The organism is Streptomyces griseus (assembly GCF_001715295.1).
GTDB lineage: Bacteria > Actinomycetota > Actinomycetes > Streptomycetales > Streptomycetaceae > Streptomyces > Streptomyces griseus_G.
Genome location: NZ_MDKB01000004.1, coordinates 329,521 through 342,908 on the forward strand (window position 1 = coordinate 329,521; position 13,388 = coordinate 342,908).

Below are 13,388 nucleotides of genomic sequence, written 5' to 3' on the forward strand. Positions count from 1 at the left end.
CGTCTCCACCCACAACGGCTCAGCCCGCAACACCCCACCCATAGAAGAGGAATGCCCTATCCCAGGCGTTCTGCAACAACCTTTAGGGCGCGTTTCGGAAGTCCCGTCTGCCGGGCGACGCCTGGCACGCACACTCGCCGCGTTGTCGGGATCGCCCCGATACACCGGTATCGAGGCGACCCTCCGCCTTGCGATCGCACGCACCGGACGCCGCCGGGCCTGCCCTCCGGGCAGACGACGCCACTTTCGACACACGCCCTGACACCCCGTACGGCCCCGGGCGCGCCGTACGGGGTCCGGCCGGCCGTCGCCGGACGTCCGTCGGCCCGGTGCGCGCGCACGGGGCCGACGGGCCATGACGGACGGGTCCTCCGGCCGTCCGGAGGGACCCGTCCGTCGACGGCGCGGGCGCCGGGGGTCAGGAGCGGTCCGCGGCGGCGTCCGGGTCCCCCTCCGGCCCGTCCTCGTCGTCGAAGACCGCGCTCACGTCGAAGCGGCAGACCACCAGCGAGGGGTCCGCGTCCTCGAAAGGCTCCTCCAGCCATTCCCCGGGCTCGGGCAGCTCCTCGGCGGCGGTGACCCAGAGAGTGGAGTCCCCCTCCTCCAGCCCGAACTCCTGGTGCCGCGAGGCGATCTCGTCCGCCTCGTACTCCCCGAAGAGGACACCCAGTGCGGCGTGCACCCCCACGCCCGGCGCCGACTCCGCCTCGCCGTCCTGACCGTCCGGATCCAGGTCGGCGATCCGCTGCGCCTGGGCGAGGAGCCGTGCGGGCTCCGCCACCGCGTAGTCGCGCCTGATCAGCACGCTGAGGGCGTGCGGCTCCTCCGGTCCCGCGTACGGCGGCAGGGAGTCCCGGGCACCGGGAATCTCGAACGGGGTGACCTCGTCGTAGCGGTCGTAGAGGAGTTCGTCGTAGACCTCGGCCGCGGCGGCCAGTGCGTTGAACGCGTCGTAGACGGCGGGGTCGTCGTCCCCCGTACGGCGTTCGACGGCCTCGAGGTGGCGGTCGAGCGCGGTTTTGACCGCTTCGGCGGCGGCGCGTACCTCGGCAGCCGTGGGCTGCGCAGCATCAGACATGGAGCAGACGCTATCCGTACCGGGCCTCTGCTTGCACAATAGATGCGATGCCGGAATACGAATTTGTCGATGTGTACGTGCCGCGCGGGGTCTCACGCAAGGAGGCGGCCCGCCTGCTGACCGACCATGCCGAGTACGGGCACTGGGAGCTGGACCGGCTGACGCTGCGCCGAGACGGCAGCCGCCGTGTGCGGCTGCGCCGCCGGATCATCCGCCAGCTCCGGGCCACCTGGTAGGACGGAGCGGGCCCCGCAGCCGCGGAACCCGCTCCTCATTCACGCGCCGGTCGCCCCCCGGGCGGCGGTGCCGCTCCGGGACGCCGCCGTTACGCGGCGCTGCGCGAGCGCCGGTACAGGACCGCGCCCGCCCCTGCGAGCAGCAGACCGGCGCTCGCCGGGACCAGCACACCGAGCCCGTCGGCACCGGTCTGGGCGAGGTGCTCACCGGGTACCAGCTGGGGCTCGGGAGCCTGCGGCGTGTGCGGAACGGCCGGCTTCCCGGGGGTGTGCGGCGTCTGCGGCACGACGGGCGGGGGCGCCTGCGTGTCGTTCTCGCAGCTGTTGCCGAAGACCGGGTTGAGCAGCCCGCCGATGGTGATGCTGTTGCCGCAGAGATTGACCGGAATCTCCACCGGTGCCTGCACCTGGTTCCCGGAGAGGATGCCGGGCGAACCGGCCGTCACCGCCCGGGCCGAGGTGCCGGAGGCCCGGTGCCTGCCCGTTCCCGCTCCGCCCTGCCGGGCGTCGGGTCCGGCGGTGCGACCGCCGTCGGCCGCGCTCGCGGAGCCGCGACCGGACGGGGCCGGGCTGTCGGAGGCCTGGCTTCCGGAGCCGTGGCCGGACGAGGCGCTCTCGTCCGCCCCGCGCTCGTGGGCGGCGCTCGCGGACCCGTTTCCGCAGTCGTTGCCGCTCGTGGGATTGAGCAGACCGCCGACGTTCACGGAGTTTCCGCAGACATTGACGGGGACGTCGACCGGGACCTGGACCGAGTTCCCCGAGAGCACTCCCGGTGAGTTCGACGCGCCGCCGGCCGCTCCCGCGTCGGCGTGCGCGTAGCCGCCACCGAGCGCGAGCACGCCGCCCGCCGCTGCCATGGTGATCAGGCCTTTACGTGTGACCTGTCGCATAGGTTGCTTTCCTGCCTTCTGCCTACCGAAATGCCCCGGACACCACGGTGCGGGGCCGAATGTCCAGCGGCCCCGGAGTGCATGGCGCGCACTCCGGGGCCGGCCGGACTCACACCCTTACGGGTTGACTCGCCTCGTCAGTCGTTGATGCAGGTGTTGCCGAAGGCCGGGTTCAGCAGCCCGATCACGTCGATGGTGTTGCCGCACACGTTGACCGGAACGTGGACCGGCACCTGGACGACGTTGCCCGAGAGCACGCCGGGGCTGCCGATGGCGGCACCCTGGGCGCCGGCGTCGGCGGAAGCGAGACCCGCACCCGCGAGAACGAGACCACCGGTAGCTGCCGCGATGGCGACAATCTTCTTGATCATGAGATTCCTCCTGGTTGACAAGTGCGGTCCCAGCCGCGGACCGCACCACCTGTAACGAGGAGGGGGTGACGGAGCTACGAGTGCGCGACGCCTTTCACTCTTTCCGGGCACGTGCGTACACGCTGTCGAATCCAGGGGCCCGGGATACGCACGCGGCCGTGCCCCGGCGTCCGTTCACGCGTGGTCGATGAACCGGTCCAGCACGCGGGCACCGAAGGTCAGGCCGTCCACCGGGACCCGCTCGTCCACCCCGTGGAACATGCCCGCGAAGTCCAGCTCCGGGGGCAGCTTGAGCGGGGCGAAACCGAAGCAGCGGATGCCGAGGTCGTCGAAGGACTTCGCGTCGGTGCCCCCGGAGAGCATGTAGGGCACGGCGCGGGCGATCGGGTCCTCGGCCTTCAGTGCCAGCTGCATGGCGTCCACGAGGGAGCCGTCGAAGCTGGTCTCCAGGGCCTTGTCGCCGTGCACGTCCTCCCGCTTCACGCGCGGGCCGAGGATCCGGTCGAGATCGGCCAGGAACTCGTCCTCGTGGCCGGGCAGGAAGCGCCCGTCCACATGCGCGGTGGCCTGCCCCGGGATCACGTTCACCTTGTAACCGGCACCGAGCATGGTGGGCGCCGCGGAGTTGCGCAGGGTGGCGCCGATCATCTTGGCGATCCCGCCGAGCTTGGCGAGCGTCGCCTCCATGTCCTCCGGGTCGAGCGGGGTGCCCAGGGCGTCGGACAACTCGTCGAGGAAGGACCGTACGGTCCTGGTCATCCTCACCGGCCAGGTGTGCCGCCCCAGCCGGCCGACCGCCTCGCAGAGCTCGGTGATCGCGTTGTCGTCGTTCGTCATGGAGCCGTGGCCGGCGGTGCCGTCCACCGTGAGCCGCATCCAGTGCATGCCCTTCTGCGCGGTCTCCACGAGGTAGAGCCGCAGGTTCTCGTTGACGGTGAACGAGAAGCCGCCGACCTCGCCGATGGCCTCGGTGACGCCGTCGAAGAGATCGCGGTGGTGGTCGACGAGGTGGCGCGCGCCGTACGTGCCGCCCGCCTCCTCGTCGGCGAGGAAGGCCAGGACGATGTCACGCGGGGGCTTGCGCCCGCTGCGCATCCGGTCACGGACGACCGCCAGGGTCATGGCGTCCATGTCCTTCATGTCGACCGCGCCGCGCCCCCACACGCACCCGTCCGCGATCTCCCCGGAGAAGGGGTCGTGCGTCCAGTCCGCGGCGTTCGCCGGCACCACGTCGGTGTGCCCGTGGATCAGCAGCGCGGGCCGGGAGGGGTCCTCGCCCTCGATCCGGGCGACGGTGGAGGCGCGGCCCTTGTGGGATTCGATGATCGTGGGGTCCAGCCCGACCTCGGCGAGCTTTTCGGCGATGTACTCGGCGGCGAGCCGCTCCCCGGGGCCCGAGTGGTCGCCGTAGTTGCTGGTGTCGATCCGGATCAGGTCGCGGCAGAGGTCCACGACCTCGTTCTCGGCGGACTCACCGATGCCGGTCCGGGCCGCGTCGGCCTCGCTCATGCTGGTTCCTTCCACTGTCACGGTGGTGCTCCCCCTCATCCTCGCGCGCCGGACCCGTGCGCCCAAGACCACCCGCGCGCCGTCATGCGCCGTTCACAGCTCCGGGCGTGACCTGGGGCGTGATCGAGCACCCCCGAATGTTTGCTATGGTTTTCCACGTCGGAACGGGCCAGGGGCCCGCGAGACAGACACCTTGTCCGGGTGGCGGAATGGCAGACGCGCTAGCTTGAGGTGCTAGTGCCCTTTATCGGGCGTGGGGGTTCAAGTCCCCCCTCGGACACCAGCACAAACCCCAGTCGATCTGGGGTTTTTTGCTTTTCCCCGGAGAGCCACAGAGGCGGGACCGATGAGAGGACGGGCGAAGCCCCCGGCCGCACCGCTGCCACCGCGTGACGGCGTCGACCCGGTGCGGGTGCGGCTCCCCGCAGACCCGGCGGGCGCCTGGCCGACCGTGGGGGACCACCTGCGGGCCCGGTTCGCCGGAGCGGTCGGGGCCGGGCAGGTGGACGCCATGCTGGCCGGGGGCCGGTTCGTCGGGGCGGACGGGAGCGCGGTGGGCGGGGACGAGCCGTACGCGGTGGGCCGCTACCTCTGGTTCCACCGCGAGGTCGTCCCGGAGGAGCCGGTGCCCTTCCCGGTGGGCGTGGTCCACCGGGACGAGCACCTCGTCGTCGCGGACAAGCCGCACTTCCTGGCCACCACACCGCGCGGTCGCCACATCACGGAGACGCTGGTGGCCCGGCTGCGCCGCGAGCCGGGGCTCGAGCTGCTCCAGCCCGCGCACCGGCTCGACCGGCTGACGGCGGGGCTGGTCCTCTGCGTCGTACGGCCGGAGGACCGCGGCGCGTACCAGACGCTGTTCCGGGACCGGCTGGTACGCAAGGAGTACGAGGCGGTGGCGCCGTACGACCCCGGGGTGGCACTCCCCCGTACCGTGCGCAGCCGCATCGTCAAGGAGCGCGGGGTCATCGCCGCCCGCGAGGAGCCGGGCGAGGCCAACAGCGAGAGCCGGATCGAGCTGCTGGAGTACCGGGGCGGGCTCGGCCGCTACCGGCTGCTGCCGGCGACCGGCCGCACCCATCAGCTGCGGGTCCACATGAACGCGCTGGGGCTGCCGCTGGCCGGCGATCCGGTCTATCCGGTGGTGGAGCCGGAGCCCCGTCGCGAGGACTACTCCCGACCTCTCCAACTGGTGGCGAGGGTTCTGGAGTTCACCGATCCGGTCACGGGTGGGCCGCGCCGCTTCGAGAGCGGGCGGCGGCTCACCGCGTGGCCGGACGGCCGGGAGGACCGCTGAGGGTCAGTGCCCGCGGGCGATCCACTCGTCCAGGTGCGGGGCCTCCGCGCCGATGGTGGTGGAGTCCCCGTGGCCGGTGCGGACGGTGGTCTCCGGCGGCAGGGTGAGCAGCCGGTCCCTGATCGAGTCGACGATCGTCGGGAAGTGGGAGAAGGAACGGCCGGTCGCGCCGGGACCACCCTCGAAGAGGGTGTCGCCGGTGAAGACGGTGGCCAGTTCCGGGGCGTGCAGGCAGACCGCTCCCGGGGCGTGGCCCGGGGTGTGCATGACCGTCAGACGCGTTCCGGCGATCTCCAGTTCCTGGCCGTCGGCCAGTTCGGCGTCGGGGGTGCGGTCCGGGTGGGTCTGCCGCCACAGTCCGAGGTCGTCGGGGTGCAGGAGGATCGGCGCCCCGGTCGCGTCGGCGAGCGCGGGCGCCGCGTCGATGTGGTCGTTGTGCGCGTGGGTGCAGATGATGGCGCGCAGCGTACGGCCGCCGAGTGCGGCCTCGATGGCGGAGGCGTCGTGGGCGGCGTCGATGACGACCGCCTCGGTGTCGTCGCCGACGATCCACACGTTGTTGTCGACGTCCCACTCGCCGCCGTCGAGGGCGAAGGTGCCGGAGGTGACGAGGTGGTCGATGCGGGCGGCCATCAGAGGACCACCACCGAGCGCAGCACGTCGCCGTCGTGCATCCGGGCGAAGGCGTGCTCGACGTCGCCGATCCCGATGGTCTCGGTGACGAAGGCGCCGAGGTCGAGGCGTCCCTGCTGGTGCAGGTCGATCAGCATCGGGAAGTCGCGTGAGGGCAGACAGTCGCCGTACCAGGAGGACTTGAGGGAGCCGCCGCGGCCGAAGACGTCGAGCAGCGGGAGTTCGAGCCGCATCTCCGGGGTGGGGACACCGACGAGGACGACGGTGCCGGCCAGGTCACGGGCGTAGAAGGCCTGCTGGTACGTCTCCGGGCGGCCGACCGCCTCGATGACGACGTCCGCGCCGTTGCCGCCGGTCAGTGCGCGGATCGCCTCGACGGGGTCGTCGGAACGGGAGTTGACGGTGTGGGTGGCGCCCATCTTCTTCGCCGTCTCGAGCTTGCGGTCGTCGATGTCGACCGCGATGATCCGCGCCGCGCCGGCGAGCCGGGCACCGGCGATCGCGGCGTCGCCGACGCCTCCGCAGCCGATGACGGCGACCGAGTCGCCGCGGCCGACCTGCCCGGTGTTGATGGCGGCGCCGATGCCCGCCATGACACCGCAGCCGAGCAGTCCGGCGACGGCCGGGGAGACCTCGGGGTCGACCTTGGTGCACTGGCCGGCGGCGACGAGGGTCTTCTCCGCGAAGGCGCCGATACCGAGCGCCGGGGAGAGCTCCGTACCGTCCAGCAGGGTCATCTTCTGCCGGGCGTTGTGGGTGTCGAAGCAGTACCAGGGGCGGCCCCGGAGGCAGGCGCGGCACTGTCCGCACACCGCACGCCAGTTGAGGACGACGAAGTCGCCGGGTTCGACGTCGGTGACGCCCTCCCCGACGGACTCCACGACACCCGCTGCCTCGTGGCCGAGCAGGAAGGGGAACTCGTCGTTGATGCCGCCCTGCTTGTAGTGCAGGTCGGTGTGGCAGACGCCGCACGCCTGGATCTTCACCACGGCCTCGCCCGGGCCGGGGTCCGGGACCAGGATCGTCTCCACCCGGACGGGCTCGTTCTTCCCGGGTGCGATGACCCCTTGTACCTGCTGCGCCATGCCGTGGTCTCCCATCCCGAATGCCCCGTGATCTCCGAAGATCGAACCCGCCCACCGTACCCGGGCGGGCGGCCGGTCACGGGGCGAGCACGTCCAGTTCGTGCAGCGCGCCGACCGCGATCTCCTTGGTCAGCCGTTCGGCTCCCTCGGCGTCCCCTTCGCGTACGGCCTCGGCGAGCCGGACGTGGAGGGTGACGGCGGCGGGGTCGGGGTCCTCGAACATCACCTGGTGGTGGGTGCGGCCGGCGAGGACCTCGGCGACGACGTCGCCCAGGCGCGCGAACATCTCGTTGCCGGAGGCGTTGAGCACGATGCGGTGGAAGGCGATGTCGTGCCGGAGGTAGCCCTCCAGCTGCTGGCCGCGCGAGGTGGCGACCATGCCGAGGGCGCATTCCGTGAGCGCGGCGCAGTGTTCGGCCGTGGCGTTACGGGCCGCGAGGCCCGCGGCGACGGGTTCGACGGCGGACCGCAGCACCGTGAGCGAGCGCAGTTGCCGGGGCCGGTCCGAGCCGGCCAGCCGCCAGCGGATGACCTGCGGGTCGTAGACGTTCCACTCCTCGGTGGGCCGCACGGTCACTCCGACCCGGCGCCGGGACTCGACCAGGTGCATGGACTCCAGGACGCGGATCACTTCGCGTACGACGGTGCGCGAGACGTCGAAGCGCCGGGCGAGCTCGTCGGTACGCAGGACACGGCCGGGCGGGCAGTCCCCCGCGGCGATCTCCAGACCCAGGGTGTCCAGCACATGCGTATGGAGCCCCTGGGCAGGTGTGGTCATGCCCACAAGCCTACGGGGCGGCCTGCGGCGAGAAAAAGTACGACGTTTATGTCACAGCCTCTTGAATAAGTCGTATGTAATGCGTTTCAGTAGCGCGACGGACCGACGTCGGACCGATGTCGATGAAGACAGCGAGGCACCAATGAGCACCCCCCACGTCGTCGTGGTGATGGGCGTAGCAGGGACCGGTAAGACCACGATCGGCCCTCTGCTCGCCGCCGCCCTCGGCGTCCCCTACGCCGAGGGCGACGATTTCCACCCGCCGGCCAACATCGCCAAGATGTCGGCCGGAACACCGTTGGACGACGACGACCGCTGGCCCTGGCTGGACGCCATAGGGCAGTGGGCGCACGGCAGGGCGGGGCTCGGCGGGGTCGTCAGCAGTTCGGCGCTCAAGCGCGCCTACCGCGACCGGCTGAGGCACGAGGCCCCGGACGCCGTCTTCCTGCATCTGACCGGCGACCGTGCGCTCATCGAGCGCCGGATGGCGGACCGCAAGGGCCACTTCATGCCGACCGCGCTGCTCGACTCCCAGTTCGCGACCCTCCAGCCGCTGCAGGAGGACGAGACCGGCGTGGCCGTCGACGTGTCCGGCACCCCCGAGGAAATCACCGAACGGGCCGTCGCCGCGCTGCGCCGGCTCGACTCTTAAGGATCATCACCGTGACCAGTCTCAGCGTCGAGATGCTGGCGGCCGATGCAGTCGAACCGATCACATCGGCCGGCAACGCACAGTTGGGCATCGCCGTCCTGGCGGGCATCGCCGTCATCGTTCTGCTCATCACCAAGCTCAAGATGCACGCGTTCCTCGCGTTGACCATCGGTTCGCTCGCGCTCGGCTCCTTCGCCGGCGCCAACCCGGCGAAGACGATAGCCAGCTTCACGGCGGGCCTCGGCTCGACCGTCGCGGGTGTGGGCGTGCTCATCGCGCTCGGCGCCATCCTGGGCAAGCTGCTCGCCGACTCCGGCGGCGCGGACCAGATCGTGGACACGATCCTCGCGAAGGCGAGCGGACGTGCGATGCCGTGGGCGATGGTCCTGATCGCCTCGATCATCGGGCTCCCCCTCTTCTTCGAGGTCGGGATCGTGCTGATGATCCCGGTGGTGCTGCTGGTCGCCAAGCGCGGCAACTACTCCCTGATGCGCATCGGGATCCCGGCGCTGGCCGGTCTCTCCGTCATGCACGGACTGATCCCGCCGCACCCCGGCCCGCTCGTGGCCATCGACGCGCTCGGCGCCAACCTCGGTGTCACGCTGGCCCTCGGTGTACTGGTGGCCGTCCCGACGGTGATCATCGCGGGCCCGGTCTTCTCCCGCTACGCCGCCCGCTGGGTGGACATCGAGCCGCCGGAGAAGATGGTCCCGCAGCGTCCCTCCGAGGACCTGGACCGCCGCCCCGGCTTCGGCGCGACCCTGGCGACGATCCTGCTGCCCGTCGTGCTCATGCTGATCAAGGCGCTCGTCGACATCGTGGTGGACAACCCGGACAACCACGTCCAGCGGGTCACCGACGTCGTCGGCTCGCCGCTGATCGCGCTGCTCGCCGCGGTGATCGTCGGTATGTTCACCCTGGGCCGGGCGGCCGGCTTCACCAAGGGCCGCCTCTCCACCACCGTCGAGAAGTCGCTCGCCCCGATCGCCGGCATCCTCCTGATCGTCGGCGCCGGCGGCGGCTTCAAGCAGACTCTCATCGACGCCGGTGTCGGCCGGATGATCCTGGACTTCTCCGAGAACTGGTCGATCCCCGCCCTGCTGCTCGGCTGGCTGATCGCCGTGGCGATCCGGCTGGCGACGGGCTCCGCGACGGTGGCGACCATCTCCGCCGCCGGTCTCGTCGCCCCCCTGGCCGCCGAGATGTCCACGTCGCACGCCGCTCTGCTCGTCCTCGCGGTCGGTGCCGGTTCCCTCTTCTTCAGCCACGTCAACGACGCGGGGTTCTGGCTGGTGAAGGAGTACTTCGGCATGGACGTGCCGCAGACGATCAAGACATGGTCGGTGATGGAGACGATCATCTCCGTCGTCTCGCTGGCCTTCATCCTGCTGCTGTCGCTGGTGTTGTAGCCGGCGCTACTCCTCCGGCTCCCGCCACAGCGGGTGCTCGGCACGGGCCCAGAGGCGCTCGACCGACCCGGTGCGCATGCCACGGCGTGCCTCCGGATCGGCGAGCGCCTTCGCCGTGTGGCCGGCGAGGACGATGCCGATCGCGAGCGCCAGCCAGTCGTGGACGAAGGTCGCCCCGGTGCGCCACACCAGCGGGGCGAGGCCGGTGAACCACATGAGCAGCCCGGTGCCGAGCATGACGAGCAGGGCGCCGGCGATCCAGGCGGCGTAGAGCTTCTGCCCCGCGTTGAACTTCCCGGCCGGCCGTGAGCCGGGCGTCCGGTCGCGGCGCAGGGCGGCGCGCAGCCACTGCCGGTCGTGCGGCCCGAACCGGTTGAGCCGGGACAGGTCGCCGCGCAGGGCACGCGAGGCGAGCCCGGCCAGGAGCGGTACCGGGACGAGCAGTCCGGACCATTCGTGCACGGTGACGACGAGGTGGCGGCGGCCGACGAGTTCGGCGAGCTGGGGTACGTACAGACAGGCGGCCGTGGCCACGCAGAGCAGCGTCAGCCAGGCCGTGGTGCGGTGCACCCAGCGCTCGGCGGCGGTGAAGCGCCGCACTCTCGGGCAGAGGTCAGACGGTGGGGGCGTCGTCCCGGCCGTTGGACCGGCCGACCCATGCGTCGACGTCATAGCCGAGCTCCTCCCAGTATCCGGGGTGCACGGAGTCGGTGACGGTGATCCCGGAGAGCCATTTCGCCGACTTGTAGAAGTACATGGGGGCCACGTACAGCCGGACCGGGCCGCCGTGCGAGTGGGCCAGCGGCTCGTCCCGCATGCGCAGGGCGACCAGGACGTCCGGGCGGCGGGCCTGTTCCAGCGTGAGGCTCTCGCTGTAGGTGCCGTCGAAGCAGGTGAAACGGACCGCCTTCGCGCCGGGCCGTACCCCCGCCGCGTCCAGCAGCGCCGAGAGCCTGACCCCCTCGAAGGGGGTCGCGGGCACCCGCCAGCCGGTGACGCACTGGACGTCGCGCACCGTGCGGGTCTGCGGCAGCGCCCGCAGGGCGTCGAGCGTGTACGTCGAGGGGCTGTCGACCAGACCGTCCACGGCGAGGCGGTAGTCGGCGGCGGTCCTCGTGGGGACGGAGGTGGCGACGGAGTAGTAGCGGAAGCCGCCGCCGTTGGGCAGCAGGCCGGTGAGGCCGGTGGGGTCCTTGTCGGCGACGGCACCCAGTCCGTTCTCCAGCGCACGCTGCAGGACGGGGGCCGCTGCCACTCCGGCGGCGCCGAGGCCGAGCATGGCCAGGACGAGGCGGCGGCCGACGGGCGTGCCACCGGGGCCGGGAGGAGGACTGTCCGGGCCGGGAGCGAGGCCGCCGGGGCCGGGAGAGGGACTGTTCACCCGGCCATTCGAACACTCGCGGCCGTCCGTCACCAGGGTCTGCGGGTGGCCGTCACTCTTCGGTAAGGACCGTGACCGGGCTGAGGGCGTGGTGCCCCGACGGTGGCCGGGGTGACGTGCGCGCCTCTCCCCGCGGGAAGCGCGGGAAGCGCGGGAAGCGCGGGGCGACCCGTCGTTCACCGTGGACGAGCGGGGCACGCGTGGCGGAGAGCTCCCGGGTGGTGGGGCGGCCGACGTGCCGCGCGAGGTGCCGGAGCAGCCCGGGCGGCTCCGGCGGGCGGGTGGCCTACCGTCCCGTAGGGGCCCGGACGAGGCCGCCGCCCGCCCGGGGGCTCAGCCGGTCGCCTCGGCCGCCGCCCTGCCCGCGACCCGGCCCGAGAAGATGCAGCCGCCGAGGAACGTGCCCTCCAGGGAGCGGTAGCCGTGGACCCCGCCGCCGCCGAAGCCCGCCGCCTCGCCCGCCGCGTACACCCCGGGCAGCGGGGCGCCGCCCGGCGTCAGTACGCGGGAGGACAGGTCCGTCTCCAGGCCCCCGAGGGACTTCCGGGTCAGGATGTTGAGCCGTACGGCGATCAGCGGGCCCGCCGCCGGATCGAGGATGCGGTGCGGGCGGGCCGTGCGGATCAGCCTGTCACCGAGGTAGGCGCGGGCCCCGCGGACCGCGGTGACCTGGAGGTCCTTGGTGAACGGGTTGGCGATCTCCCGGTCGCGCGCGGTGATCTCGCGGCGCAGCGCGTCCTCGTCGATCAGTGTGTCGCCCGTCAGCGCGTTCATTCCCCGGACCAGTGCGCCCAGGTCCTTCTCGACCACGAAGTCGACGCCCTTGTCCATGAACGCCCTCACCGGGGCGGGGACGTCGGCGCGGGCCCTGCCGATCACGTCGCGCACCGACTTCCCGGTGAGGTCCGGGTTCTGCTCGGATCCGGAGAGCGCGAACTCCTTGCCGATGATCTTCCGGTCCAGGACGAACCAGGTGTAGCCGTACCCGGACCGCATGATGTGTTCGAGGGTGCCCAGGGTGTCGAAGCCGGGAAACAGCGGGACGGGGAGCCGCTTGCCCCGGGCGTCCAGCCAGAGGGAGGACGGGCCCGGCAGGATGCGGATGCCGTGCCTGGCCCAGATCGGGTTCCAGTTCTCGATGCCCTCGGTGTAGTGCCACATCCGGTCGCGGTTGATGTGGTGCGCGCCCGCTTCCTCGGTGATGCCCAGCATCAGACCGTCGACGTGCGCGGGGACCCCGGAGAGCATCTTCTCCGGCGGCGTGCCGAGCCGCCGGGGCCACTGGGCGCGTACGAGGTCGTGGTTGCCGCCTATGCCTCCGGAGGTGACGATCACGGCCTGGGCCCTCAGCTCGAAGGCACCGGTGACCTCTCGGGTGCTCGCGGTGCCCCGTTCGGCGTCGCTCTCCTCGAGGATCTCACCGGTGACGGTGTCGACCGTCCCCGCCGAGCGTCCGAGGCCGGTCACCCGGTGGCGGAACCGGAGCCGGACCTGTCCCCTGGCGACGCCCTCGCGCACCCTGCGCTCGAAGGGGGCGACGACGCCGGGTCCGGTCCCCCAGGTGATGTGGAAGCGGGGGACGGAATTGCCGTGGCCGTTCGCGTCGTAGCCGCCGCGTTCGGCCCAGCCGACGACGGGGAAGAGCCGCAGCCCCTGGGCGTGGAGCCAGGACCGCTTCTCACCGGCCGCGAAGTCGACGTACGCCTCGGCCCACCGCCGCGGCCAGTGGTCCTCCTCGCGGTCGAAGCCGGCCGTGCCGTACCAGTCCTGGAGGGCCAGCTCGTGACTGTCCTTGATCCGCATCCGTCGCTGTTCGGGTGAGTCGACGAGGAAGAGCCCGCCGAAGGACCAGTGCGCCTGGCCGCCGAGGGACTGCTCGGGCTCCTGGTCGAGCAGGAGCACCGTCCGGCCCGCGTCGACGAGCTCGGCGGTGGCCACCAGCCCCGCCAGCCCCGCCCCGATCACGATGACATCAGCGTCGTACGCCATGGGTTCCGTCCTTCGGGCATGCGGGGCGGCCCGGCGGGGGCTCCCGGGCCGGGGCGACGTTACTCGTGCGTCAGATCTTC

General features: G+C 71.8%; 14 protein-coding genes and 1 tRNA gene. 5 read left to right on the plus strand and 10 right to left on the minus strand.

The window, feature by feature from the left end; all coding sequences use genetic code 11:
• Window positions 1–418: 418 nt before the first annotated feature.
• Entirely contained in the window at window positions 419–1,078 is a 660-nt protein-coding gene (locus tag BA175_RS23065) for a hypothetical protein (protein WP_069173408.1), read from the minus strand.
• A 47-nt stretch (window positions 1,079–1,125) separates the two neighbouring features.
• Here BA175_RS23065 and BA175_RS23070 point away from each other — a divergent pair, with 47 nt between their 5' ends.
• Entirely contained in the window at window positions 1,126–1,314 is a 189-nt protein-coding gene (locus BA175_RS23070) for a DUF5703 family protein (protein WP_003970138.1), read from the plus strand.
• Window positions 1,315–1,403: 89 nt separating this feature from the next.
• Here BA175_RS23070 and BA175_RS23075 read toward each other — a convergent pair whose 3' ends face one another.
• From BA175_RS23075 to BA175_RS23085, 3 genes are all read right to left on the minus strand, one after another.
• Entirely contained in the window at window positions 1,404–2,204 is an 801-nt protein-coding gene (locus BA175_RS23075) for a chaplin (protein ID WP_069173409.1), read from the minus strand.
• 137 nt (window positions 2,205–2,341) lie between these two features.
• Complete coding sequence (gene chpH, locus BA175_RS23080) at window positions 2,342–2,575, minus strand: chaplin ChpH (protein ID WP_069173410.1); 234 nt, start codon at window positions 2,573–2,575, stop codon at window positions 2,342–2,344.
• A 174-nt stretch (window positions 2,576–2,749) separates the two neighbouring features.
• Entirely contained in the window at window positions 2,750–4,084 is a 1,335-nt protein-coding gene (locus tag BA175_RS23085) for a M20/M25/M40 family metallo-hydrolase (protein WP_069173411.1), read from the minus strand.
• Window positions 4,085–4,279: 195 nt separating this feature from the next.
• On the opposite strand from BA175_RS23085, the gene BA175_RS23090 reads away from it, so the two are divergent.
• Together BA175_RS23090 and BA175_RS23095 are read left to right on the plus strand one after the other, a co-directional pair.
• Window positions 4,280–4,367 (plus strand) — tRNA-Leu (locus BA175_RS23090).
• A gap of 63 nt (window positions 4,368–4,430) precedes the next feature.
• Entirely contained in the window at window positions 4,431–5,381 is a 951-nt protein-coding gene (locus BA175_RS23095) for a pseudouridine synthase (RefSeq protein WP_069173412.1), read from the plus strand.
• A 3-nt stretch (window positions 5,382–5,384) separates the two neighbouring features.
• On the opposite strand, the gene BA175_RS23100 is transcribed toward BA175_RS23095, so the two are convergent.
• The 3 genes from BA175_RS23100 to BA175_RS23110 all read right to left on the minus strand — a co-directional run bounded on the left by BA175_RS23100 (window position 5,385) and on the right by BA175_RS23110 (window position 7,877).
• On the minus strand, window positions 5,385–6,014 hold the full coding sequence (locus tag BA175_RS23100) for an MBL fold metallo-hydrolase (protein ID WP_069173413.1): 630 nt from the start codon (window positions 6,012–6,014) through the stop codon (window positions 5,385–5,387).
• Window positions 6,014–7,099, minus strand: a complete 1,086-nt coding sequence (locus BA175_RS23105; protein ID WP_069173718.1) for an S-(hydroxymethyl)mycothiol dehydrogenase — start codon at window positions 7,097–7,099, stop codon at window positions 6,014–6,016. The genes BA175_RS23100 and BA175_RS23105 overlap by 1 nt, the downstream gene beginning before the upstream one ends.
• Window positions 7,100–7,175: 76 nt before the next feature.
• A complete protein-coding gene (locus tag BA175_RS23110) occupies window positions 7,176–7,877 on the minus strand; it encodes a FadR/GntR family transcriptional regulator (RefSeq protein ID WP_069173414.1) in 702 nt (233 codons plus the stop codon).
• A gap of 142 nt (window positions 7,878–8,019) precedes the next feature.
• Between BA175_RS23110 and BA175_RS23115 the strand changes: the two genes are divergently transcribed.
• Window positions 8,020–8,529 (plus strand): gluconokinase, encoded by a 510-nt coding sequence (locus tag BA175_RS23115; protein WP_069173415.1) that lies wholly within the window; start codon window positions 8,020–8,022, stop codon window positions 8,527–8,529.
• Between the two features lie 11 nt (window positions 8,530–8,540).
• Complete coding sequence (locus tag BA175_RS23120) at window positions 8,541–9,938, plus strand: GntP family permease (RefSeq protein ID WP_069173416.1); 1,398 nt, start codon at window positions 8,541–8,543, stop codon at window positions 9,936–9,938.
• Between the two features lie 6 nt (window positions 9,939–9,944).
• Here the strand turns inward: BA175_RS23120 and BA175_RS23125 are convergent, their stop codons facing one another.
• From BA175_RS23125 to BA175_RS23135, 3 genes are all read right to left on the minus strand, one after another.
• Complete coding sequence (locus BA175_RS23125) at window positions 9,945–10,610, minus strand: cytochrome b/b6 domain-containing protein (protein WP_079159739.1); 666 nt, start codon at window positions 10,608–10,610, stop codon at window positions 9,945–9,947.
• Window positions 10,552–11,319, minus strand: a complete 768-nt coding sequence (locus BA175_RS23130) for a molybdopterin-dependent oxidoreductase (protein WP_069173418.1) — start codon at window positions 11,317–11,319, stop codon at window positions 10,552–10,554. Before BA175_RS23130 ends, BA175_RS23125 begins: the two co-directional genes overlap by 59 nt.
• A gap of 333 nt (window positions 11,320–11,652) precedes the next feature.
• Complete coding sequence (locus BA175_RS23135; RefSeq protein WP_069173419.1) at window positions 11,653–13,308, minus strand: FAD-binding dehydrogenase; 1,656 nt, start codon at window positions 13,306–13,308, stop codon at window positions 11,653–11,655.
• Window positions 13,309–13,388: the final 80 nt, after the last annotated feature.